This window comes from Pseudomonas sp. SID14000 (assembly GCF_002165135.1).
GTDB lineage: Bacteria > Pseudomonadota > Gammaproteobacteria > Pseudomonadales > Pseudomonadaceae > Aquipseudomonas.
The window spans coordinates 120,081-143,308 of record NZ_NFZQ01000013.1; the positions used below are offsets into that span (position 1 = coordinate 120,081).

17 protein-coding genes are annotated in these 23,228 nt (G+C 63.8%); 10 read left to right on the top strand and 7 right to left on the bottom strand.

What is annotated here, in order from left to right:
* Positions 1-44: 44 nt before the first annotated feature.
* The 4 genes from CAY82_RS20085 (at position 45) to CAY82_RS20100 (ending at position 4,241) form a co-directional block, all read left to right on the top strand.
* Positions 45-968 carry a LysR family transcriptional regulator gene (locus CAY82_RS20085; protein WP_012273620.1) on the top strand — a complete coding sequence of 308 codons (924 nt, stop codon included), beginning with the start codon at positions 45-47 and terminating at the stop codon, positions 966-968.
* 13 nt (positions 969-981) lie between these two features.
* Positions 982-1,794, top strand: coding sequence for an alpha/beta fold hydrolase (locus CAY82_RS20090; RefSeq protein WP_087502756.1), 813 nt, complete (start codon positions 982-984; stop codon positions 1,792-1,794).
* Positions 1,788-2,345, top strand: a complete 558-nt coding sequence (locus tag CAY82_RS20095) for a peptidylprolyl isomerase (RefSeq protein ID WP_087502757.1) — start codon at positions 1,788-1,790, stop codon at positions 2,343-2,345. The genes CAY82_RS20090 and CAY82_RS20095 overlap by 7 nt, the downstream gene beginning before the upstream one ends.
* 63 nt (positions 2,346-2,408) lie before the next feature.
* The gene (locus CAY82_RS20100; RefSeq protein WP_087502758.1) at positions 2,409-4,241 is read left to right on the top strand and encodes an ABC transporter ATP-binding protein; all 1,833 of its coding nucleotides are present in this window, start codon (positions 2,409-2,411) and stop codon (positions 4,239-4,241) included.
* A gap of 125 nt (positions 4,242-4,366) precedes the next feature.
* Here CAY82_RS20100 and CAY82_RS20105 read toward each other — a convergent pair whose 3' ends face one another.
* Positions 4,367-5,494, bottom strand: coding sequence for a GNAT family N-acetyltransferase (locus tag CAY82_RS20105; protein WP_087502759.1), 1,128 nt, complete (start codon positions 5,492-5,494; stop codon positions 4,367-4,369).
* Between the two features lie 263 nt (positions 5,495-5,757).
* On the opposite strand from CAY82_RS20105, the gene CAY82_RS20110 reads away from it, so the two are divergent.
* A complete protein-coding gene (locus CAY82_RS20110) occupies positions 5,758-7,002 on the top strand; it encodes a putative porin (RefSeq protein WP_025340175.1) in 1,245 nt (414 codons plus the stop codon).
* A 198-nt stretch (positions 7,003-7,200) separates the two neighbouring features.
* Here the strand turns inward: CAY82_RS20110 and CAY82_RS20115 are convergent, their stop codons facing one another.
* Together CAY82_RS20115 and hrpA are read right to left on the bottom strand one after the other, a co-directional pair.
* Positions 7,201-8,322, bottom strand: coding sequence for a beta-ketoacyl-ACP synthase III (locus CAY82_RS20115; protein WP_087502760.1), 1,122 nt, complete (start codon positions 8,320-8,322; stop codon positions 7,201-7,203).
* 236 nt (positions 8,323-8,558) lie between these two features.
* The gene (gene hrpA, locus CAY82_RS20120; protein WP_087502761.1) at positions 8,559-12,464 is read right to left on the bottom strand and encodes an ATP-dependent RNA helicase HrpA; all 3,906 of its coding nucleotides are present in this window, start codon (positions 12,462-12,464) and stop codon (positions 8,559-8,561) included.
* 270 nt (positions 12,465-12,734) lie between these two features.
* On the opposite strand from hrpA, the gene CAY82_RS27250 reads away from it, so the two are divergent.
* The 3 genes from CAY82_RS27250 (at position 12,735) to CAY82_RS20130 (ending at position 15,696) form a co-directional block, all read left to right on the top strand.
* Positions 12,735-12,914: a hypothetical protein gene (locus tag CAY82_RS27250; protein WP_306460815.1), complete on the top strand. Its 180-nt coding sequence runs from the start codon at positions 12,735-12,737 to the stop codon at positions 12,912-12,914.
* Positions 12,915-12,999: 85 nt separating this feature from the next.
* Positions 13,000-14,364: a glutamine synthetase family protein gene (locus CAY82_RS20125; protein ID WP_087502780.1), complete on the top strand. Its 1,365-nt coding sequence runs from the start codon at positions 13,000-13,002 to the stop codon at positions 14,362-14,364.
* A gap of 24 nt (positions 14,365-14,388) precedes the next feature.
* Entirely contained in the window at positions 14,389-15,696 is a 1,308-nt protein-coding gene (locus tag CAY82_RS20130; RefSeq protein WP_087502762.1) for an FAD-binding oxidoreductase, read from the top strand.
* A gap of 72 nt (positions 15,697-15,768) precedes the next feature.
* Here the strand turns inward: CAY82_RS20130 and fadD1 are convergent, their stop codons facing one another.
* Positions 15,769-17,466: a long-chain-fatty-acid--CoA ligase FadD1 gene (gene fadD1, locus CAY82_RS20135; protein WP_087502763.1), complete on the bottom strand. Its 1,698-nt coding sequence runs from the start codon at positions 17,464-17,466 to the stop codon at positions 15,769-15,771.
* A 533-nt stretch (positions 17,467-17,999) separates the two neighbouring features.
* On the bottom strand, positions 18,000-19,688 hold the full coding sequence (gene fadD2 / locus CAY82_RS20140) for a long-chain-fatty-acid--CoA ligase FadD2 (protein WP_087502764.1): 1,689 nt from the start codon (positions 19,686-19,688) through the stop codon (positions 18,000-18,002).
* A gap of 220 nt (positions 19,689-19,908) precedes the next feature.
* On the opposite strand from fadD2, the gene CAY82_RS20145 reads away from it, so the two are divergent.
* A complete protein-coding gene (locus tag CAY82_RS20145) occupies positions 19,909-20,853 on the top strand; it encodes an alpha/beta hydrolase (protein ID WP_087502765.1) in 945 nt (314 codons plus the stop codon).
* 34 nt (positions 20,854-20,887) lie between these two features.
* Positions 20,888-21,358 (top strand): MaoC family dehydratase, encoded by a 471-nt coding sequence (locus CAY82_RS20150; protein WP_087502766.1) that lies wholly within the window; start codon positions 20,888-20,890, stop codon positions 21,356-21,358.
* 126 nt (positions 21,359-21,484) lie between these two features.
* On the opposite strand, the gene CAY82_RS20155 is transcribed toward CAY82_RS20150, so the two are convergent.
* Both CAY82_RS20155 and CAY82_RS20160 read right to left on the bottom strand, forming a co-directional pair.
* Positions 21,485-22,723 carry an RNA polymerase sigma factor gene (locus tag CAY82_RS20155; protein ID WP_087502767.1) on the bottom strand — a complete coding sequence of 413 codons (1,239 nt, stop codon included), beginning with the start codon at positions 22,721-22,723 and terminating at the stop codon, positions 21,485-21,487.
* Complete coding sequence (locus tag CAY82_RS20160) at positions 22,723-23,208, bottom strand: SRPBCC family protein (protein ID WP_087502768.1); 486 nt, start codon at positions 23,206-23,208, stop codon at positions 22,723-22,725. The genes CAY82_RS20155 and CAY82_RS20160 overlap by 1 nt, the downstream gene beginning before the upstream one ends.
* Between the last annotated feature and the right edge of the window lie 20 nt (positions 23,209-23,228).

Genomic DNA, 23,228 nt, shown 5'->3' on the forward strand with positions numbered 1-23,228 from the left:
CGCTCTCCTTGAAAGAGGGCAGCTTAGGACAACAGGAGCGAAAGATGAAAGCGCCGCGCGTAACCCTTGACCAGTGGCGAACCCTGCAAGCAGTGGTCGATCACGGCGGGTTTGCCCAGGCCGCCGAGGCACTGCACCGCTCGCAGTCATCGGTAAGCTACACCGTGGCCCGCATGCAGGAGCAACTGGGCGTGCCGCTGCTGCGCATCGACGGCCGCAAGGCGGTGCTCACCGAAGCCGGCAATGTCCTGCTGCGCCGCTCGCGTCACCTGGTCAAACAGGCCAGCCAGCTCGAAGACCTCGCCCACCACATGGAACAGGGCTGGGAGGCCGAGGTACGCCTCGTGGTCGATGCGGCCTACCCCAGTGCCCGCCTGGTGCGCGCCCTGGCCGCGTTCATGCCGCAGAGCCGCGGCTGCCGGGTGCGCCTGCGTGAAGAAGTGCTGTCTGGCGTCGAGGAAGTGATGCACGAAGGCATCGCCGACCTGGCCATCAGCAGCTACAGCATCGGCGGCTACCTGGGCGCCGAACTGAGCGCGGTGGAATTCGTCGCCGTCGCCCACCCCGAACACAGCCTGCACCGCCTGGGCCGCGAACTGACCTTCCAGGACCTGGAAAGCCAGTTGCAGGTGGTAATCCGCGATTCCGGCCGCGCCCAGCCGCGCGATGTCGGCTGGCTGGGCGCCGAGCAACGCTGGACCGTCGGCAGCCTGGGTACCGCTGCTACCTTCGTCAGCAGTGGCCTGGGCTTTGCCTGGTTGCCCCGGCACATGATCGAGCGCGAGCTGCGCGAAGGCGTGCTCAAGCCGTTGCCGCTGGATCAGGGTGGCAGCCGTCACCCACTGTTCTACCTTTATTCGAGCAAAGAGAAGACCTTGGGCCCGGCTACGCAGATTCTCATCGACCTGCTGCGCAATTTCGACACCGCGCCACTGGACGTGCCCTTCGCAGCCCCCCCACAAGCCTGAGAGGACCGCGCCCATGGCCTATTTCGAACACGAAGGATGCGCACTGCATTACGAGGAATATGGCCAGGGCGCCCCCCTGGTATTACTGCATGGCCTGGGCTCCAGCTGCCAGGACTGGGAGCTGCAGGTGCCGGTGCTCAGCCGTCACTACCGGGTAATCCTGATGGACATCCGCGGCCACGGTCGCTCCGACAAGCCACGCGACGGTTACCAGATCGCCACCTTTAGTGCCGACCTGCTGGCGTTGCTCGAACACCTGCACACCGGCCCCGTGCACGTTGTCGGCCTGTCCATGGGTGGCATGGTCGGCTTCCAGTTCGCCGTCGACCACCCGCAGTGGCTGCGCAGCCTGTGCATCGTCAACAGCGCTCCCGAAGTCAAGCGCCGCACCCGCAGTGACTGGGTATGGTGGCTCAAGCGCTGGGGCCTGGCACGCCTGCTCAGCGTCGAAACCGTCGGCAAGGGCCTGGCCGAGCGCCTGTTTCCCAAACCGCAGCAGGCCGAACTGCGACAGAAGATGGCCCAGCGCTGGGCACGCAACGACAAGCGCGCCTATCTCAAGAGCTTCGACGCAATCGTCGACTGGGGCGTACAGGAACGCATCGGGCAGATCCATTGCCCTACCCTGGTGATCGCCGCCGACCACGATTACACCCCGATACAACTCAAACAACGCTACGTCGCCCTGATGCCCCACGCCAGGCTGGTGGTCATCGACGATTCCCGGCACGCTACACCCCTCGACCAACCCGAGGTCTTCAACCAGACCCTGCTGCAGTTCCTTGCAGCCGCTTCCACCTCTCAAGGATCTTTGAGCCCATGCTGAAAAAACTCCTGCTCACCGCCTGCTCGGTCGCCTTCGCCACCAGCGTCATGGCCTCCGACAAGACCCCGCACGTATTGCTGGACACCAGCTTCGGCCAGGTCGAAATCGAACTGAATGCCGAGAAGGCGCCGATCAGTACCAAGAACTTCCTCGATTACGTCGACAGCGGCTTCTACAACAACACCATCTTCCACCGGGTAATTCCGGGCTTCATGGTCCAGGGCGGCGGCTTCACCGACCAGATGGTGCAAAAGAACACCCGCGCCCCGATCACCAACGAAGCCGGCAACGGCCTGCAGAACACCCGTGGCACGCTGTCCATGGCCCGTACCCAGGACCCGAACTCGGCCACCAGCCAGTTCTTCATCAACGTGGCCGACAACGACTTCCTCAACCCGGGGCGTGACCGTGGCTATGCCGTGTTCGGCAAGGTGACCAAGGGCATGGAGGTGGTCGACCAGATCGTCAATTCACCGACCACCATCAAGAAAGGCATGCGCGATGTACCGGCCGACCCGGTCTACATCAAGTCGGCCAAACGCATCGACTGACCGCAGGCTTCACAGGGACGTGAAACCACCTGAGGGTCGGCTGGAACAGGAGTGTCTTTACCCATGCTGTACCGCCGTTTCGAGCAACTGATCGACATCTTTCGCGAAGCCCCCAGCGAATCGCCACCCAGCCAGGTGTGGCCGTTCTACCTGTATTACCTGCGTCAGGTGTGGCCGAGCTTTCTGGCCCTGCTGGTAGTCGGCCTGGTCGCCTCGTTGATCGAGGTGGCCATGTTCAGCTACCTCAGCCGCATCATCGACCTGGCCCAGGGCACGCCCAATGCCAGTTTCTTCAGTGAGCACAGCGGCGAGCTGATCTGGATGCTGGTGGTGATCCTGCTGCTACGGCCGGTATTCTTCGGCCTGCACGACTTGCTCGTGCACCAGACCATCAACCCCGGCATGACCAGCCTGATCCGCTGGCAGAACCACACCTATGTGCTCAAGCAGAGCCTGAATTTCTTCCAGAGCGACTTCGCCGGGCGCATCGCCCAGCGCATCATGCAGACCGGCAACTCTCTGCGCGACTCCGCCGTGCAGGCGGTGGATGCGCTATGGCATGTGCTGATCTACGCCATCACCTCGCTGGTGCTGTTCGCCGAAGCCGACTGGCGCCTGATGCTACCGCTGTTGCTGTGGATCGCTGGCTACATTGCCGCGCTGTTCTACTTCGTCCCCCGGGTAAAGGAGCGTTCGGTGATTTCCTCCGACGCCCGCTCCAAGCTGATGGGGCGCATCGTCGATGGCTACACCAACATCGCAACCCTCAAGCTGTTCGCCCACACCGACTTCGAGCAGCAGTACGCCCGCGAAGCAATCCGCGAACAGACAGAAAAAACCCAGCTGGCCGCGCGCGTGGTCACCAGCATGGACGTGGTCATCACCAGCCTCAATGGCCTGCTGGTGGTCGCCACCACCGGCCTGGCACTGTGGCTGTGGAGCCAGTCGCTGATCACCGTCGGCGCCATCGCCCTGGCCACCGGCCTGGTGATCCGCATCGTCAACATGTCGGGCTGGATCATGTGGGTGGTCAACGGCATCTTCGAGAACATCGGCATGGTCCAGGACGGCCTGCAGACCATCGCCCAGCCGGTCACCGTCACCGACCGGCCCAACGCACCGGCGCTCAAGGTCAGCCGCGGCGCGGTGCGCTTCGATGACGTGGACTTCCACTATGGCAAGGCTGCCAACGTGATCGAAGGGCTCAACCTGGACATCCGCCCGGGCGAGAAGATCGGCCTGATCGGCCCTTCAGGGGCGGGCAAGTCGACGCTGGTCAACCTGCTGCTACGGCTGTACGACGTGCAGGGTGGGCGCATTCTCATCGACGGCCAGGACATTGCCGAGGTGAGCCAGGCCAGCCTGCGCGCACAGATCGGCATGATCACCCAGGACACCTCGCTGCTGCACCGCTCGATCCGCGACAACCTGCTGTATGGCCGTCCCGGTGCCAGCGAGGCGGCGCTGCATGAAGCGGTGCGCCGCGCCCGCGCCGACGAGTTCATCCCGCAGCTGTCGGACGCCCAGGGGCGCACCGGTTTCGATGCCCATGTGGGCGAGCGCGGGGTCAAGCTGTCGGGCGGCCAGCGCCAACGCATCGCCATTGCCCGGGTGCTGTTGAAGAATGCGCCGATCCTGATCATGGACGAGGCCACCTCGGCGCTGGACTCGGAGGTGGAGGCAGCGATCCAGGAAAGCCTGGAGACGCTGATGCAGGGCAAGACAGTGATCGCCATTGCCCACCGGCTGTCCACCATTGCGCGGATGGACCGGCTGGTGGTGCTGGACAAGGGGCGGATTGTCGAGAGTGGCAGCCACAGTGAGTTGCTGGAGCAGCAAGGGTTGTATGCCCGGTTGTGGCATCACCAGACGGGGGGGTTTGTCGGGGTCGACTGATTCCTGTACTGGCCTCTTCGCGGGTGAACCCGCTCCCACAGGGACCGCACAAATTTCACGGTCTGTGCAGTACCTGTGGGAGCGGGTTCACCCGCGAAAGGGCCGGCACAGCCAATATAAATGGATCAGTCCCGGCGATAGGGCAACATCCCCCGGGCCTCCTCGGCATAGGCCCGCACCCCTTCCCGCTCCTGCACCAGAAAATCCTCCACCGCCCGTCGCAACCCCGGGTGCAGCAGGTAGTGCCACGACCGCGTCAGCACCGGCTCGAACCCGCGAATCAGCTTGTGCTCTCCCTGCGCCCCGGCATCGAAACGCTGCAGCCCTTCGGCAATGGCAAAGTCCATGCCCTGATAGAAACACGTTTCGAAATGCAGCCGGTCAAATTCATCCAGGCACCCCCAGTAGCGGCCAAACAGGCTGTCGCCCCCCACCAGGCTCAGGGCCATGGCCACGTCACGACCACCCTGCCGCGCCATCACCACGCGCAACGCCTCGGGCATGCGTTCGGCCAACAGGCTGAAGAACTCGCGCGTCAGGTAAGGCGCACGGCGGCGCACCGCGTAGGTATTGGCGTAGCAGCGGTAGACGAAATCCCACTGCACCTCATCCAGCTCACCCCCACGGCACCAGCGGAATTCAATACCGTGCCCGGCCACCTGTTCACGCTCCTTGCGCATCTGCTTGCGCTTGCGCGAACTCAGGCTGTCGAGAAAATCCTGGAAGTCACGGTAGCCGTGGTTGCGCCAATGGAACTGGCAACCCAGGCGCTCCATCCAGCCCGGCTGGCTGGCAAGCTGTTCGTCCAGCGCCGGCTCAGTGAAATTGATGTGCGCGCCAGACAGCCCACCCTTGCCCAGGTACTCCGGCAACGCCTGCAGCACCAGCAAGCCATCGGCTGGGTCGGCGGCGAGCAGGCGCGGGCCGCTGACCGGGCTGAACGGCACGGCGCCGAGCAGCTTGGGGTAGTAGGCAATGCCGGCCCGTTCACAGGCATCGGCCCAACCATGGTCGAACACGTACTCACCAAACGAGTGCCATTTGCGGTAAGCCGGCAGCAGCGCCCGCACCTGCCCGTCACGCTCCAGCACCAGGTGCTCGGCAGCCCAGCCGGTGTTGCGCGCGACGCTGCCGCTGTCCTCCATGGCACTGAGAAACGCATGACGCAGAAACGGTTGGCCGGCCGGCACCAGGGCATCCCAGGTGGCCGCCGGAAGATCACGCAAATGAGCAAGGCTATACAGGCTGGTCACGGTTTCGGCTCGCTGTCTCAAGGTACCCAGTATCCCCAAGGACGGCCCGCCACTCAAATCATGAGCGCCAGGCCAGATCCTTTTATTCTCAATTACTTAACAGCAGTGCCACTAATTCGACATTAATCTGTCATTCGCCCCCGCAATACTTGCGCCTGTTTTCCGGAACCCCAGAACCTGTCTATTCAGGCCCTTTCCGAAGACATGCCAACGCAGGGGCGGGCGCTTGAGCCTCCCCCATCTTATTCAACAGGGAGAACCTTATGCGTCTTGTTTCTACACTTACCGGAGTGAGCCTCACCGGCATGATGCTGGCTCTGAGTACTCCGGCCAGTGCAGCTGTCGACGCCAAGCTGCTCGAAATGCTCCGCGCCAATGGCTCGATCAACCAGGCGCAGTACAACGAACTGCAGGCGGACCTGGCTCAAGAAACCAAGGAAAAGGCCGCTCAGAAAGCTCAGTCCGAACGGATGAGCTCCTTTGAACAGAAAGTGGCATGGGCCGCGAAGACCCAGATCAAGGGTGATGTGCGCCTGCGTTACGAAGACGTCAACGTCGACGACCCGATCGCCCGCAGCGGCAACCAGGACCGTGAACGTGTACGTGCCCGTGTCGGCTTCTACAGCGAAATCAACCCGCAGGTCGACGCCGGCGTGCGCGTAGCCACCGGCAGCAGCGCCGATGCCCGCTCGACCAACCAGAGCCTGGACAACTACTTCGAGAAGAAATCGCTGTGGGTCGACCTGGCCTACCTCGACTGGCACCCGACTGCCGTCCCGAACCTGCACCTGATCGGCGGCAAGATGTTGCAGCCGTGGGTGAGCATGGGCGACATCATCTGGGACAGCGACATCAACCCGGAAGGCCTGGCCGCTACCTACAAGACCAACCTCGGCCCGGCCGAAGTGTTCGGCAGCATCGGCCACTACAACCTGAAGGACAATGTCGACGGCGACGGCGTGCAGTTCAAGCACGATGCACAGCTGTACGCGGCCCAGCTGGGTACCAAGTTCAACGCGGCTGACACCGTCAAGGTCACCGTCGGTGGCAGTATCTACGGCTACGACAACGACAAGGAATCTGCTGCCCTGCGTTCGCTGGGCAACACCACCAACGAGTTCCAACTGGTGGAAGGTTTCGGCCAGGTCGACTTCACCGGCTTCGCCATCCCGCTGTCGGCGTACGGCCAGTTCGTCAAGAACACCGAAAGCACCGATGGCAAGGACAAGGCCTGGCTGGCTGGCCTGAAGAGCAAGATCGGTGCCTGGAGCCTGGACTACAACTACCGCGACGTGCAGCGTAACGGTGTAGTCAGCCTGTTCACAGACTCCGACTTCGGTAACGGCTTCACCGGTTCACGTGGCCACAAGTTCAAGGTGGGTTACGAAATCGACAAGAACTTCGCCCTCGGTGCGGCCTACATGATGGCCAAGACCGACTTCTCCAACCTGCCTAACAGCGATGCTGACGTAGACACGCTGCAGGTAGACCTGGAAGCCAAGTTCTAAGCGACACCCTGCACTGCTTCACCTGAAGCGGGAAATGCCGACCCCATCCGGCGTTTCCCGTTTTTGTTGCCGGTGAAAAATGCACCGGCCTCTTCGCGGGTAAACCCGCTCCCACAGGGATATCACAGTATCGAATGCTGTGGTGTCCCTGTGGGAGCGGGTTCACCCGCGAAGAGGCCGGTACTGGCTTGCGCTCAATCAGCGCTTGCGCAGGATCACGCTACCAATCGAATACCCCGCACCAAACGAGCTCAACACCCCCAGCGAGCCCTTGGCCAGGTCGTCCTGGTACAGGTGGAAAGCAATCACCGACCCCGCCGAACTGGTATTGGCATAACGGTCGAGAATCACCGGTGCATCTTCCTCGGCCACTTCACGCCCCAGCAGTTTCTTGACGATCAGGTGGTTCATGCTGAGGTTGGCCTGGTGCAGCCAGAAGCGTTTCACATCGCTTGGCTGCAGCCCGTTTTCCTGCAGGTGCTCACCGATCAGCTCGGCCACCTTCGGGCACACTTCGCGGAACACCTTGCGGCCTTCCTGGATGAACAGCTTGTCCGCCGCGCCCTCGCCCTCTTCCGCCGCACGGTTGAGGAAGCCGAAGTTGTTGCGGATGTTGTTGGAGAACTCAGTCCACAGCTTGCTGCTGACGATGTCGAACTGGTGCGCCGAGGTGGCCTTGTCGGCACGCTCGAGCAGCACCGCAGTGGCAGCATCACCAAAGATGAAGTGGCTGTCGCGGTCACGGAAGTTCAGGTGGCCGGTGCACACCTCCGGGTTGACCATCAGCACCGCGCGCGCCTGCCCCAGGGCCACGCTGTTGGCGGCGGTCTGGATGCCGAAAGTGGCCGACGAGCAGGCCACGTTCATGTCGAAGGCAAAGCCCTGGATGCCCAGCGCCTGCTGCACTTCGATGGCGATGGCCGGGTACGGGCGCTGCAGGTTGGAGCAGGCGACGATCACCCCGTCGACATCGGCTGCCGTGCGACCGGCGCGCTCCAGGGCCTGGCGGGCAGCGGCCACGGCCATTTCGCAGAGCACCGACGGTTCGTCGTTGGAGCGCTCGGGCAGGCGCGGTTTCATGCGCTGCGGGTCGAGGATGCCGGCCTTGTCCATGACGAAGCGGCTCTTGATACCCGAGGCCTTTTCAATGAAGGCCGCATCGGACAGCGGCGCTGCCTCGATTTCACCGCGCTCGATGGCGGCGGCGTTGTCCTGGTTGAACTGCTGCGACCAGGCATTGAAGGAGGCCACCAGTTCTTCGTTGGAAATGCTCTGGGCCGGGGTGTACAGGCCGGTGCCGCTGATCACGACGTTATGCACGGTCGTTCCTCTGGTCAAGGCCATCGCCACGGGGCGCTGGCTGGAAACATGGCAGGTTAATGGCACTTTAGTGCCAATTTATAGGCGAGGGCTGCGCCCTCGTTCGCGGGTAAACCCGCTCCCACAGGGATTGCGCCGCTCCCGAGGACACTGCTGCACCTGTGGGAGCGGGTTTACCCGCGAAGGGGCCGCCAGGCGGCCCCAAATTGCATCAATATTGCCACATCTGCGGAAGTTTAGCCCTCCACCTGGCTCCATTGCTTGCTCAATCGCTTGTCGGAAATCGGCACCTTGGTCCCCAACTGCTGGGCAAACAGCGACACCCGATATTCCTCCAGCCACCAGCGGTACAGGGTCAACTGCTCATCGCGCTTGCCTTCCTGGGCATGCTTGTCGGCACGGGCCTTGTACTGCGCCCACAGGTTGGCCAGCTCACCGCTCCACACCCGGTCCTTCTGCACCTGCGAACCCAGCTTCTCCAGGCGCAGCTCCACAGCCTTGAGGTAACGCGGCAGTTCCTTGAACCACGCCCCAGGCGTTTCGCGCACGAAACCCGGGTAAACCAGATTGCCCAGCTGTTGCTTGATATCGTTCAGCGCCACCGCCTGGCTCAGGTCGATCTTGCCCTTGAAGCGCTTCTGCAGCCCATGCCACAGCTTCAGCACCTCCAGGGTCTGACGTGCCAGGCGCTCGGCATGCTCGGCCCAGCTGCCGCGCTTGCGTTCAGCCAGCCCGGCCAACGCCGCACCATCGCGTGGCATCGGCTGTTCGCCTTCGAGGATGCAGCTGTCCAGGCTGGCCAGCAGGATGTCTTCCACCAGCGCCTCGACCCGGCCCATTTCACGGTACAGCAGGCCCAGCTCGGTCAGCCCCGGCAGCTTGCCGCGCAGGTACTTGGCCGGCTCGGCCAGCTGCTGCAGCAACAGGCGCTGCAAGGCGCGGCGGTGCTGGAACTCGGCTTCGGCCTGGGTCGAGAAACGCCCTTCGCGCACGGTGCCGTTATCTTCCACCAGCGCCGGATACACGGTCATCGACAGGCCGGCGATCTTCTGCTGGGCGGTCTGCTTCACTTCGCTGAAGGCCTTGGCCTGCACCGGCTGTTCGCTCTTGGCGTCACGCGGCACGGCCAGCGCTGCCTGGCTGGCGGCGGCAAAGCGCGCGGTCAGCTCGGCCAGATCGCGGCCTTCACCCAGGAACTTGCCTTGGCCATCGACTACCTCGATGTTCATGCGCAGGTGGCCTTCAACCAGGTTGACCGACTCGTCCCAGGCTTCGTCAGGCACACGGGCGCCGGTCATGCGCAGCAGCTCCTGGCCCAGGGCCTGGGGCAATGCGCCCTGGCCGAAGGTCATGCGCGCCAGCGAGGCCTTGACGAAGTCCGGCACCGGCACGAAGTTCTTGCGCAGGGCCTTGGGCAGGTTGCGCACCAGCGCCACGCACTTGGCTTCCAGCAAGCCCGGCACCAGCCATTCCAGGCGCTCGCCCGGCAGGTTCGGCAGCAACGGTGCCGGTACCCGCACGGTCACGCCATCGCGGGGGTGGCCGGGCTCGAAGTGGTAACTCAGCGGCAGGCGCAGCTCGCCCACCTGCATGCTGTCGGGGTATTGCGCGGCGGTGACTTCGCTGGCTTCGCGGGCCAGCACGTCTTCCTCGCGCATGATCAGCAGGTTGGCGTCCTTCTGGCTGCCCATGCGGTACCAGCTGTCGAAGGTCGCAGTCTGGTGGATTTCCGCCGGCAGGCGCGCTTCGTAGAAGGCGTACAGTGTCTCTTCGTCGGCCAGGATGTCACGGCGGCGGGCCTTGGCCTCCAGCTCATCGAGTTCTTCCAGCAGACGCTTGTTGGCCGCCAGGCACTTGGCCCGCGACTGGATTTCGCCCCTCACCAGGCCTTCGCGGATGAACAGCTCGCGCGAGGTGACCGGGTCGATCGGGCCAAAATGTACCGGCCGACGGCCGACCAGGATCAGGCCGTACAGGGTGATCTGCTCGTAGGCCACCACCTGCCCGCGCTTCTTCTCCCAGTGCGGTTCGAAGTGGTTCTTCTTGACCAGGTGGCCGGCCAGCGGCTCGATCCAGTCCGGCTCGATCCTGGCCACCATGCGTGCATACAGCTTGGTGGTTTCGACCAGTTCGGCAGCCATCACCCACTGCGGGCGCTTGCGCCCCAGGCCCGACGACGGGTGCACCCAGAAGCGCCGTTGGCGGGCGCCCTGATAGTCACCCTCCTCGGTCTTCTGGCCGATCTGGCTAAGCAGGCCGCTGAGAATGGCCTTGTGCATTTTCGGGTAGTCGGACGGGTCCTTGTTCACTGTCAGCTGCAAATCACGGCAGATCAGTGCCAGCTGGCGATGGGCATCGCGCCATTCGCGCAGGCGCAGGTAATTCAGGAAGTTCTTGCGGCACCAGTTGCGCAGCGGGTTGGCGGTCAGCGCCTGGCGCTGCTCTTCGAAACCACGCCACAGGTTGACCAGCGCGGCGAAGTCGGAGTCCACGTCCTTCCATTGCGCGTGCGCCTGGTCGGCGGCCTGCTGGCGCTCCGGCGGGCGTTCGCGCGGGTCTTGCACCGACAGTGCACTGGTGACGATCAGCACTTCCTGCAGGCTGCCCAGGCGTGCGCCTTCGAGCAGCATGCGGCCCAACCGCGGGTCGATTGGCAGGCGCGCCAGCTGGCGGCCGATCGGCGTCAGCTGGTTATCGCGATTGACCGCCGACAGCTCCTGCAGCAGGTTGAAGCCGTCGCTGATGGCCTTGCCATCCGGCGGCTCGATGAACGGGAAGGCATCGATCGCGCCCAGGCGCAGGTGCAGCATCTGCAGGATCACCGCCGCCAGGTTGGTGCGCAGGATCTCCGGGTCGGTGAACGCTGGCCGGCTGTTGAAATCCTCTTCACTGTACAGGCGCACGCAGATGCCCGGCTCGACCCGGCCACAGCGGCCCTTGCGCTGGTTGGCACTGGCCTGCGACACGGCCTCGATGGGCAGGCGCTGGACCTTGGCGCGGTAGCTGTAGCGGCTGATGCGCGCGGTACCAGTGTCGATCACATAGCGGATGCCAGGCACGGTCAGCGAGGTTTCCGCGACGTTGGTGGCCAGCACCACACGGCGCCCGGTGTGCGGCTGGAAGATGCGCTGCTGCTCGGCCGGCGAAAGGCGCGCATACAGCGGCAGGATCTCGGTATGGCGCAGCTGCGCCTTGCGCAAAATCTCGGCAGCATCGCGGATCTCCCGCTCGCCCGGCAGGAAGATCAGCACATCGCCGGGCCCCTTGCCCTCACTCCGCTCATGGTGCGCCAGCTCATCCAGCGTGGCGAGGATGGCCTGGTCGACAGTGAGGTCATCCTCGATCTGGTTACCCTCCTCGTCCTGCTCGCTGGTCAGCGGGCGGTACCAGGTTTCCACCGGGAAGGTACGCCCCGACACCTCGATGATCGGCGCGCCGTCGAAGTGTTTGGAGAAGCGTTCCAGATCGATGGTCGCCGAGGTGATGATCAGCTTCAGGTCCGGGCGGCGGTGCAGCAGGGTCTTCAGGTAGCCGAGCAGGAAGTCGATGTTCAGGCTGCGTTCGTGGGCTTCGTCGACGATGATCGTGTCGTAGCGCTCGAGGAAGCGATCGTGCTGGGTTTCGGCCAGCAGGATGCCGTCGGTCATCAGCTTGACCAAGGTGTTGGCGTCGCTCTGGTCCTCGAAACGTACCTGGTAGCCGACCAACCCGCCCAGCGGCGTGCCCAGTTCTTCGGCAACCCGCGCAGCAACGCTGCGGGCAGCGATCCGGCGTGGCTGGGTGTGGGCAATCAGGCCATGGCTGCCACGGCCTAGCTCCAGGCAGATCTTCGGTAACTGGGTGGTCTTGCCCGAGCCGGTTTCGCCAGCGATCACCAGCACCTGGTTTTCGGCCAGGGCCTTCTTGATTTCGTCACGCTTGGCAGCGATTGGCAGGCTGTCGTCGTAGCGCACGGTCGGCACGCTCTGCTGGCGCGCAGTGACCTGGGCGCAGGAGGCCTGGACCTTTTCTACCCACTGCGCCAGCTTCGCCTCGTCGGGGCGCTTGCGCAGTTCGTGCAATTGCCGGCGCAGGCGATGGCGGTCGGCGATCATGGCGTGGTCGAGGTTTTGCAGCAGTTTGTCGATGGCGTGGTCAGTCATGGGGCTTTTTAGTGATGCAGGTGGGCCTGCTTTTTCATGATCGGCATTCGGAAAGTTGGGCGATTGTCGCAGATTTGCAGGTTCTCTGCTGCCTGTGCCGGCCTCTTCGCGGGTAAACCCGCTCCCACAGGGACCGCACAACACCCAGCCTTGATGCAATCCTGTAGGAGCGGGTTTACCCGCGAAGAGGCCAGGTGCAACGGCACAAATGTTTAGCCAAGTGCGATGTAAAGGTTGCCATTCACTGCTTTAATCAACCTTACGCCGCATGTGAGTATCAAAGGCATGACTCCCGTCCAGCCCATCGCCCCACCGTCGTCCCGCCCTTCGCTAGCGAAGGCCCGGCGCCTTGCCGGTGAAAATCCGCTGGTCCACATCATCCTCGCCTTTTGGGCCCTGTGGCACTGCCGTCACGCACGCCCACCGGATTTCTCGCTCGCGCCTTTGTGACCAAACCCGGCCGTCATCTGGCCGTTTGACCCAGCTGGGCCGCCTGCCTGCGCGGTGGCCCGGTGCGCCCATGAGCGAATCCATCATGCACTTTGCACCCATAGAGCACGCCAGCCAGTTCCTGGCCGACAACCCCGATATCGAGCTGTTCGAACTGTTCATCCTCGACGCCAACGGCGTACCGCGCGGCAAGCTGCTGCACCGCGAGGAACTGCTGGCCGTGTACCAGACTGGCCGGCCGCTTCCCAGCACCATCCTCGGCCTGACCCTGAACGGCGACGATGTGGAAAACTCCGGCCTGGTGTGGGATGTAGGCGATATCGACTGCCGCGCCTACCCGCTTGAAGGCAGCCTGGTACGCCTGCCCTGGCGCCGGGTGCCGACCGCCGCAGTACAGGTAAGCATGCACCCGAGCGAGGGGCTGCCGGCCAGCATCGCCGACCCGCGCCATGTGCTGCTGCGAACCATCGAAGCGTTGAAGGCCGACGGTTACCATCCGGTGATGGCCTGCGAGCTGGAGTTCTACCTGCTCGACCAGCAACGTGATGCCCAGGGCCGACCGCAACCGGCGCTGGACAACGACGGCGGTCGCCCACGCACCACCCAGGTGTATGGCTTGCGCGAACTGGAGCAAATCGAGCCCTTCCTCGCTGACCTCTACGCAGCCTGCAAGGCCCAGGGCATCCCGGCCCGCACGGCGATTTCGGAATACGCCCCTGGCCAGGTGGAAATCACCCTCGAACACGGCGACGCCCTGCAAGCGATGGACCAGGCCGTACGCTACAAGCGCCTGGTCAAAGGCGTAGCCCATGCCCACGGCATGCAGGCCTGCTTCATGGCCAAGCCGTTCGCGCAACTGGCCGGCACCGGCATGCACATGCACCTGAGCCTGGCCGACAGTGCCGGCAACAACCTGTTCGCCAGCGAGGACAAGGCCGGCACCCCGCTGCTGCGTCAGGCCGTGGCCGGCATGCTGCGCCACCTGCGCGACTCGCTGCTGCTGTTCTGCCCCAACGCCAACTCGTTCCGCCGCTTCCAGGCCAACAGCTATGCGCCACTGGCGCCAACCTGGGGCGTGGACAACCGCACCGTGAGCCTGCGCATACCGGGCGGCCCGGCCAACAGCCGGCATGTGGAACACCGCATCTGCGGCGCCGACGCCAACCCCTACCTGGCCGCTGCGGCGATCCTTGCCGCCAGCCACCGGGGCATCCGCGAACAGCTGGACCCCGGAGCACCAGTGGAAGGCAACGGCTATGCCCAGGCCACCGAACACCTGCCCACCGACTGGCTGACCGCCCTCGACGCCCTGCAGCATTCCAGCTGGGCTCGCGAAGCACTGGGCGAGGACTTCCTGGGCGTATACCTGAAGGTCAAGCGCGCCGAGTACCGCCAGTTCATGGCCGAAGTCAGCGAGCAGGACTGGCGCTGGTACCTGCACCAGGCCTGAGCCCCCAGATAACAAGGAACACCCATGAACGCAGCATTGAACAAGGGCCCGGCGCAGCGCGCGCCGTCCTACTACAGCGCCACCCTCAACGACCACACCGAGTACCCGCAGCTCAAGGGCACGGTACAAGTGGATGTGGCGATTATCGGTGGCGGCTTCACCGGCGTGGCCACCGCAGTGGAACTGGTCGAGCGTGGCCTTAAGGTGGCCATCGTCGAAACCAACCGCATCGGCTGGGGTGCCAGCGGGCGCAACGGCGGCCAGGTCACCGGCAGCCTGTCGGGCGACGAAGCCATGCGCTCGCAGATGCGCAACCGCTTGGGTGCCGAGGTCGATGACTTCATCTGGCACCTGCGCTGGCGCGGCCACCAGGTGATCGAGCAGCGCGTGGCGCGTTACGGCATTGACTGCGACCTCAAGCGCGGCCACCTGCATGCGGCGATGAAACCCTCGCACATGGACGAGCTGCGCGCATTCGAAGCCGAGGCCCGGCGGCGCGGCATGGGCGAGCAGGTGCAACTGCTGGACCGCAATGGCGTGGCTGAGCACCTGCAAAGCCCGCTGTACCTGGGCGCGCTGAAGAACCTGCGCAACCTGCACCTGCACCCGCTCAACCTGTGCCTGGGCGAGGCCCGTGCTGCCCATGGCCTGGGGGCGCTGATTTTCGAAAACTCCGAAGTGCTGGACATCGTCCACGGCCCACGCCCGGCGGTGGTCACCGCCCACGGCCGGGTCGAGGCGCGCCAGGTGATGCTGGCTGGCGATGTGTACCACAAGCTGGAAAAGCGCCAGCTCAAGGGCAAGATCTTCCCGGCCATGGGCGGCATCGTCACCACCGCACCGCTGGGGGAACTGGCCGAGCAGATCAACCCGCAGGACCTGGCGGTGTACGACTGCCGCTTCGTGCTCGACTACTACCGCCTGACCGCCGACAAGCGCCTGCTGTTCGGCGGTGGCGCCAACTATTCCGGCCGTGACTCACGGGATATCGAAGGTGAACTGCGCCCGTGCATCGAGCGCACCTTCCCGGCATTGAAAGGCGTGCCGATCGAGTTCCAGTGGAGCTGCGCCATGGGCATCGTGGTCAACCGCATCCCGCAGCTGGGCAAGCTGTCGGACAACGTGTGGTATTGCCAGGGCTATTCGGGGCACGGGATTGCCACCAGCCACATCATGGGCGAGATCATGGCCGAGGCGCTGACCGGGACGCTGGAGAAGTTCGACACCTTTGCCCAGTGCAAGCATGTGCGGGTGCCGATGGGGGATTTGCTGGGCAATCCGCTGTTGGCGGCGGGGATGTGGTACTACCAGATGCTGGAGAAACTGCGCTGATTACGCGGTAACTGTGGGAGCGGCCCTTTCGCGACACAAGGCCGCTCCCACATTGAGCGTGCAGGGCTCTGATCAGGCGATCTTCTTCAAGCCCTGCTTCTTCAGCTCTTCATCACGCAGTTCGCGGCGCAGGATCTTGCCCACGTTGGTGGTCGGCAGCGCATCGCGGAACTCGATCTGGCGCGGAACCTTGTAGCCGGTGACATTGGCGCGCATGTGCTCCATCACCTGTTCCTTGGTCACGGTCATGCCCGGCTTGACCACGATGAACACCTTGATCACTTCACCGGACTTCTCGTCCGGCACGCCGATGGCCGCGCACTGCAGCACGCCCGGCAGGGCCGCCAGCACATCTTCCAGCTCGTTGGGATACACGTTGAAGCCCGAGACCAGGATCATGTCCTTCTTGCGGTCGACAATGCGCATGTAGCCGTCCGGCTGGATCACGGCGATGTCACCGGTCTTCAGCCAGCCATTGCTGTCGAGGATCTCAGCAGTGGCGTCCTCGCGCTGCCAGTAGCCCTTCATCACCTGCGGGCCCTTGACGCACAACTCGCCCACCTCGCCCAGCGGCAGCTCGTTGCCGTTGTCGTCGATGACCTTGCACAGGGTGGACGGCACCGGAATGCCGATGGTGCCGACCTGGTTGGCCTCCGCCGGGTTCACCGCGGCCACCGGGCTGGTCTCGGTCATGCCATAGCCTTCGCAGATGGCGCAGCCGGTCACGGCCTTCCAGCGCTCGGCCACGCTCAGTTGCAGGGCCATGCCGCCAGACAGGGTGATCTTCAGCGCGGAGAAGTCCAGGGCGCGGAAGGCTTCGTTGTTGCACAAGGCAACGAACAGGGTATTGAGGCCGACGAATCCGCTGAACTTCCACTTGCCCAGCTCCTTGACCATGGCCGGCAGGTCACGCGGGTTGCTGATCAGCACGTTGTGGTTGCCGATCAGCATCATGGCCATGCAATGGAAGGTAAAGGCGTAGATGTGATACAGCGGCAGCGGGGTGATGAGGATTTCGCAGCCTTCGTGCAGGTTGGCGCCCATCAGTGCCCGACACTGCAGCATGTTGGCCACCAGGTTGCGGTGGGTCAGCATCGCGCCCTTGGCCACGCCGGTGGTACCACCGGTGTACTGCAGCACCGCCACGTCGTTGGCCTGCGGGTTGGCCTCGGTTACCGGCTGGCCCGTGCCCAGCGCCAGTGCGTCGTTGAAGCGCACGGCACGCGGCAGGTTGTAGGCCGGCACCATCTTCTTCACGTACTTTATCACGCTGTTGATCAGCAGGCGCTTGAGCGGCGGCAGCAGGTCGGCCACTTCGGTGACAATGACGTGCCTGACCTGGGTCTTGGGCACCACCTTCTCGGCCAGGTGGGCCATGTTGGCCAGGCACACCAGGGCCTTGGCACCAGAATCGTTGAACTGGTGTTCCATTTCCCGCGCGGTGTACAGCGGGTTGGTGTTGACCACGATCAGCCCGGCACGCATGGCACCGAATACCGCCACCGGGTATTGCAGTACGTTAGGCAGTTGCACGGCAATGCGATCACCCGGTTTGAGGTCGGTATGCTGCTGCAGCCAGGCGGCAAACGCCCCCGACAGCGCATACAGCTCGCCATAAGTGATAGTCTTGCCCAGGTTGCTAAAGGCCGGTTTGTCGGCAAAGCGTTGGCAGGATTGCTTGAGTACCGCCTGGATATTGGGGAATTCGTCAGGATTGATTTCCGCCGTAATCCCGGCTGGGTACTTATCCTTCCAAAAATGTTCGATCATGGAAGCCCACTCCTTCAGCAACAGCGAAGTTCGATTCACGCGTCGATGCGCTTATTATTGATATGAGATGACGGCTCGTTGCAAACCGGATCATCTGAAAGCGCGCCGAGAGTAACAGCTTTGCCTGGGGTCGCCTAGAGGCCAGAACCGGCCTCACGGTCACAAAAATGACTCAATGAACAATACAGGTCATTTTTAGAGTAATTATCCAAAATGTCGCGAATGCCTTGATTTAGGTGGGGTAGCCGAAATCGGGCGCCGCCCGCGCGGCGCTTCGCGGGGCAAGCCCGCTCCCACATTTGTTGCAACGTGCCGAACCTGACAGGCCATGGTTGCCAGCTTTGTGAGGCTGGCCGGATTTCTGGGTCAACGCTGCTGCCGCCCCACCCGTCTCAAGCCTTGCACCAAGGCTGAGAACGCCCCTCCAACAGGCATGGCCACGTTGCAACAAATGTGGGAGCGGGCTTGCCCCGCGAAGCGCCGCGCGGGCGGCGCGCGATCTCGAAATCACCTCAAAACCAAAGCCGTACCCTTCAAGCGATGTCCCGCAGCTCCCGCCGCAGGATCTTGCCCACCGGCGTCATCGGCAACGACTCGCGCAGCACGATGTGCTTGGGCACCTTGTAACCGGTGAAGTTGGCCTTGCAGTAGGCCTTCAGCTCATCCACGCTCAGCCCGCCCTCTCGCGGTACCACGAACAGCTTCACCGCCTCGCCGGAGCGCTCGTCCGGCACGCCGATGGCCGCGCAGTTGGCAACCTTGGGGTGGCCCATCACCACGTCCTCGATCTCGTTGGGGTACACGTTGAAACCCGAGACGATGATCATGTCCTTCTTGCGGTCGACGATGCGGGTGAAGCCGTCCGGGTCGATCACCGCGATGTCGCCGGTCTTGAACCAGCCTTCCGCATCCAGGGCCTGGGCCGTGGCCTCGGGCTGCTGCCAGTAGCCCTTCATCACCTGCGGGCCCTTGATGCACAACTCGCCCCGCTCGCCCAGCGGCAGCTCGTTGCCGTCATCGTCGATCACCTTGAAAGCGGTACCCGCCACCGGGATACCCACCGTGCCCAGGCGCGCCAGCTGGCCATAGGGGTTGGTGCTGGCCACCGGCGAGGTTTCGGTCAGGCCGTAGCCTTCGACGATGCGGCAACCGGTAAGTGCCTCCCAGCGCTCGGCCGTGGCCTTGACCAGCGCGGTGCCGCCGGAGTTGGTGACCTTCAGCGCCGAAAAATCGAGCTGACGAAAGCCCGGGTGGTCCATCAGCGCGACGAACAGTGTGTTCAGGCCCAGCAAGGCGGAGAAACGCCATTTGCCTAGCTCCTTGATGAAGCCGGGGATATCCCGCGGGTTGGTGATCAGCACGTTATGGTTGCCGGTGACCATCATGCACATGCAGTTCGCGGTAAAGGCATAGATATGGTACAGCGGCAGCGGCGCGATCATCACCTCCTGGCCGTCCTTGATCAGCTTCTGCCCGTCCGGCCCGTGCTGCGAGAAGCAGGCCAGCACCTGCAGCATGTTGGCCACCAGGTTACCGTGGGTGAGCATGGCGCCCTTGGCCAGGCCGGTGGTACCGCCGGTGTACTGCAGCACGGCAATGTCATCCAGGCCGAGCGGCACCGGCTTGTGCGACAGCTCGCGGCCCTGGCGCAGCACCTGCTTGAACGACACCGCCTGGGGCAGCTGATAGGCCGGCACCATTTTCTTCAGCTTGTCGACCACGGTATTGACCAGCCAGCCCTTGGCGGTGGGCAGCAGGTCGCCCATCCTGGCCTCGATCAGGTACTCGATGCCGGTATCGGGCAGTACCTCCTGCACGCGCTTGCCGAACATGTTCAGGTACACCAGCGCACGCGCACCGCTGTCCTTGAACTGATGGCGCATCTCGCGCTCGGTGTACAGCGGGTTGGTGTTGACCACGATCAGACCTGCGCGCAGGGCACCGAACACGGCGATGGGGTATTGCAGCACGTTGGGCATCTGCACCGCGATGCGGTCACCCGGCTTGAGGTCGGTATGCTGCTGCAACCAGGCGGCGAAGGCCGCCGAATGGCGTTCAAGTTCCGCATAGGTCAGGGTCACGCCCAGGTTGCTGAAGGCCGGGCGGTCGGCAAAGCGCTTGCAGGAGCGCTCGAACACCTCGACAACCGAGGTGTAGGCATTGATGTCGATGGTGGAAGGCACGCCCGCCGGGCGCTTGTCATTCCAGAAGTCGGCTTGCATTTTATTGTTGTTCCTCTGCCTGGACCTGCTGTGTGTCCTGTAGTCCTTTTACCTGCTCGCCCGAAAGCGAAAAGGCGTTGATCCGACGTTAGCAGGTAAGCCCAAGGTGGCATATACGCCAAGTGCCGCCATTAACATTGTGAATCTTATTTGTGCCCTTCCTGCAATCCGGCCGGTTGTGCATACACTGTTCGGGTACCTGTGAGCACAAGGACCCGCCATGCCTCACGACGCCTTCTGGCTGCCCGCCAGCGAGCACTGCAGCCTGTACGTGCACCAATGGCTACCGGCCACGCCGATCAAAGCCGTGGTGCTGCTGGCCCACGGCATGGCCGAGCATGCCGGGCGCTACCAGCACCTGGGCCATGCCCTGAGCGAGGCCGGCTTTGCCCTGTTCGCCGCCGACCAGCGCGGCCATGGACGCACCGCCGAACTGGGTAGCCTAGGCCTGTTCGCCCGCCATAATGGCTGGAATGCCGTGGTCAACGACCTCGGACTGCTGGCCCAGCACATCGGCCAGCAGTACCCGTGCACACCGCTGTTCCTGTTCGGCCACAGCATGGGCAGCTACATCGCCCAGGCTTACCTGCTGCACCACAGTGGCAGCCTGCATGGGGCGATCCTCAGCGGCTCCAACTACCAGCCGGCAGCGCTGTACCGCGTGGCGCGGCTGATTGCCCGGCTGGAGGCCTGGCGCCAGGGGCCGCTGGGCAAGAGCGCACTGATCGAGTGGTTGTCGTTCGGCTCGTTCAACAAGGCCTTCAAGCCCAACCGCACGGCGTTCGACTGGCTCAGCCGCGACCCTACGCAGGTCGACCTGTACGTCAACGACCCGCTGTGCGGCTTTCGCTGCAGCAACCAGTTGTGGCTTGACCTGTTGCAAGGCTTGGCGCAGATCAGCCAGCCGAGTAACCTCGCGCAGATCGATCCGAACCTGCCGCTGCTGGTGATAGGTGGAGAATGTGATCCGGTCAGTGCCGGCAAGCGTCTCACTCACCTGGCCAACGCCCTGCGCGCGACCGGCAATCGACATGTGCAACTGCGCGTCTATCCTGAAGCGCGGCATGAAGTACTCAACGAAACCAACCGTGACGAGGTCACCGCCGATATCCTCGGCTGGCTCGAACAGGCACTGGCCCTAGGCCGACCGGTGCGCAGTGAATGATAGCCAACCTCGCCCACCGCTTAAGGAAGCCCCGATGTCCCAGGTCACCAACACGCCTTATGAAGCCCTCGAAGTCGGCGATAAGGCCGAGTACAAGAAATCTGTCGAAGAACGCGACATCCAGCTATTCGCCGCAATGTCCGGTGACCACAACCCGGTGCACCTGGACGCCGAGTTCGCTGCCAAGAGCATGTTCCGCGAGCGCATTGCCCACGGCATGTTCAGCGGCGCGCTGATCAGTGCTGCAGTGGCCTGCACCCTGCCTGGCCCTGGGACCATCTACCTGGGCCAGCAAATGAGCTTCCAGAAGCCGGTGAAAATTGGCGATACCCTGACCGTGCGCCTGGAAATCCTGGAGAAGCTGCCCAAGTTCAAGGTGCGCATCGCCACCAATGTATACAACCAGAACGAAGAGCTGGTGGTCGCCGGTGAGGCCGAAATCCTGGCACCGCGCAAGCAGCAGACCGTCGAGCTGGTGTCGCCGCCGAATTTTGTGGCTAGCTGAAGATTGATGCAGGCAGTACCGGCTCTTTCGCGGGTAAACCCGCTCCCACATGGACCCCACAGCATCAAGCCGTGACGCAATCCTGTGGGAGCGGGTTTACCCGCGAAGAGGCCGGTGCTGCAAACATCAATCGATAGCCTGCAACCGCCGCTCGATATGCCTGCGCTCCGGCTCCTGCCGGGTCAGCGCCAGCGCCTGACGCCAGGCCGCACGGGCCTCCTGCACGCGCCCCAGCTGGTAATACAGCTCGGCCCGCGCCGCATGGGCCAGGTGATAGTCCAGCAACTCCCCCCGCGCCAGAATCCCTTCGACCTCCCGCAGGCCAACCTCCGGCCCATCCCGCTTCGCCAGCGCCACGGCCCTGTTCAGTTCTACCACTGCTGACGGCCAATGCCGCTGCAGCACGTCATACAGCCCGACGATCTCGACCCAGTCAGTCTCCTCGGCGGTCGCCGCTTCGGCATGCACCGCCGCAATCGCCGCCTGCACGGTATAGGCACCGAACGCCCGGCTTTGCAGGGCCTGGCGCACCAGTTCGCAGCCTTCGGCAATGCGTTGCCGGTCCCACAGACTACGGTCCTGCTGCTCCAGCAGGACCAGGTTGCCTTGGCCATCGGTACGCGCCCGCTGTCGGGACGCCTGCAGCAACATCAAGGCCAGCAGGCCGACTGCCTCCGGGTCTGGCAGCAACTGTACCAGCAGCCGCGCCAGGCGAATGGCTTCATCGCTCAGCTCCTGCCGCAACAGCGCCTCGCCTGAGGATGCCGAATAACCTTCGTTGAACACCAGGTAGATCACCCGTAACACGCTCTCCAGGCGCTCGGGCAGCTCGTTCAGCTCCGGCACCTGGTAAGGGATGCCGGCATCGCGGATCTTGGCCTTGGCGCGCACGATGCGCTGGGCGATGGTGGCCGGGCTTTGCAGGAACGCGCGGGCGATCTGCTCGGTGGTCAGGTCGCAGACTTCGCGCAGGGTCAGCGGCACCTGGGCATCGGCGGACAAGGCCGGATGGCAGCAGGTGAAGATCAGCCGCAGGCGGTCATCCGCCAGCAACTCTTCTTCGCTGGGGTCCTGCACCTGCCCGTCGAGCAGCATGCTCAGGTCCGCCCGAGAATGCTCGAAACGGGCACGTCGGCGCAGCGCATCGATCGCCTTGAAGCGGCCGGTGGAGACCAGCCACGCCCGCGGGTTATCGGGAATACCGTCACGCTGCCAGCGCTCGACGGCGATGAAGAAGGCATCGTGCATGGCCTCCTCGGCCAGGTCGAAATCACCCAGCAGGCGGATCAGCGTCGCCAGGATGCGCCGCGACTCGCGCCGGTAGACTGCCTCGACCTCGGCACGTACCTGCGCCAGCGCCATCATCAGTCAGGCATCCGCTGGGTCACCACCTCCACCAGGCGGTCCAGGCTTTCCCCCCAGCCCTGGTGGAAGCCCATTTCCTCATGAGCGCGACAGTCCGCGGCATTCCAGTGCCAGGCGCGAGCGGTGTAGCGGGTTTTGCCCTGCTCCTCGTCAAAACTGATCACGGCAGTCATGAAGGCCTTGTCCGAAGGTACCCAGCCTGGGCCGAAGGCATCGGTGAACACCAGCCGCCGCGGCGCGGCGATCTCCAGGAAAACGCCCTGGTTCGGGTACTCGCTGCCATCCGGCGCCCGCATCAGGGTGCGGAACAGGCCGCCAGTCCACAACTGCATCTCGCACTCCGGGGTGGTCATGCCGTGCGGCCCCCACCACTGCATCAGCCACTGGGGGTCGGTCCAGGCGCGGAATACCTTTGCCGGTGGCGCGTCGATCAGGCGGCTGATGGACAACTCGTGTTGCACTTGCGCTGAGTGTGCAAGGCTCATGCTGGTAGGTCTCCATTGCT